This is a genomic window from Acidisphaera rubrifaciens HS-AP3 (assembly GCF_000964365.1).
Lineage (GTDB): Bacteria > Pseudomonadota > Alphaproteobacteria > Acetobacterales > Acetobacteraceae > Acidisphaera > Acidisphaera rubrifaciens.
In genome coordinates this window covers 1-1,205 of the sequence record NZ_BANB01000447.1, presented here as the reverse complement: position 1 = coordinate 1,205, position 1,205 = coordinate 1, and the positions used below count along the sequence as shown (strand labels likewise).

Here is a 1,205-nt window from a genome sequence, read left to right as displayed (position 1 = left end):
CCCCAGCGTGGCGCGCGCCTGCGCCAGAGCCTCGGCCATGTCGGCGGCGCGGAACAGCTTGAGGCGCATGCGGAAGGCTAGGCGCGGACGGCTTGCCGAAAGGTGAACGCGGCGCCCGCGGGCGCGGCCGTGCGACGCGCGTTCACACGCTGCCCACGGTGCGGACGCGGGCGCGGGGGAATATCTCCGGCTGCGACAGCACCGGGGTCGCCGGGCGCACGCGTTCGACGATGGCGCGCACGTGGTGGCGGATCGCCGCACTCGTCAGCAGAACCGGCGTGTCGCCGCTGCTCGCCGCCGCGACGTCCATGGCCGCGCGCAGCTTCTGCATGAACTCCTGCAGCCGCGAGGGCGCCATCGCGAGCTGGCGGTCGTCCGGCGGCCCGATGATCGACTCGGCAAACGCCGCCTCCCACTCCGGCGTGAGGGTGACGAGCGGGATGTAGCCGGCGGCGCCGGTATGGGCGTCGCTGAGCTGGCGCGCGAGGCGCGCGCGCACATGCGCGACGATGCCGGGCACCGCCCGCGCGCCGCCGATACAGGCTTCCTGCACGCCTTCGAGAATGGTCGGCAGGTCGCGGATCGACACGCGTTCCGACAACAGCGCCTGCAGCACGCGCTGCACGCCGCCCACGCTGATCTGCCCGGGAATGAGATCGCCGACCAGCTTCGCATGTTCGCGCGGCAGCCCGTCCAGCAGCTTCTGCGTCTCGGCGTGCGACAGCAGCTCGGGCATCATTTCGCGGACGATCTCGGTCAGGTGGGTCGCGAGCACGCTCGGCGGATCGACCACGGTGCAGTTGCGGAACAGCGCCTCCTCGCGCTTCGCCTCGTCGATCCAGAGCGCGGGCAGGCCGAAGGCCGGCTCCTGCGTGCGTTCGCCCGGCAGGTCGGGGACGCCGCCGCGCGGGTCCATCGCCAGCAGCATGCCCGGCCGCAGCATGCCGCGGCCGGCCTCGATCTCCTTGACGCGGATCGAATAGGCGTCGGCGTCCAGCTGCATGTTGTCCTGGATACGCACCGGCGGCAGCACGAAGCCCATCTCCTGCGCGATCGAGCGGCGCAGGCCCTTGATCTGCTCGGTCAGGCGCGGCGCGTCGCCGCCCGCCAGCGCGAGCAGCCCGTAGCCCAGTTCCAGCCGGATCATGTCCATGCGCAGGCTGTCGGCGATCGGCGGCTCCGCCGGCGGGGCGGGCGGCGGCGCC

1 protein-coding gene is annotated in these 1,205 nt (G+C 73.0%); it reads right to left on the bottom strand.

Translation table 11 applies throughout. The annotated features are described in order from the left end of the window. Positions 1-142: 142 nt before the first annotated feature. Positions 143-1,205: FHIPEP family type III secretion protein (locus tag B8460_RS12745; RefSeq protein ID WP_048861981.1), on the bottom strand; the 1,063-nt coding region annotated here is incomplete at its 5' end.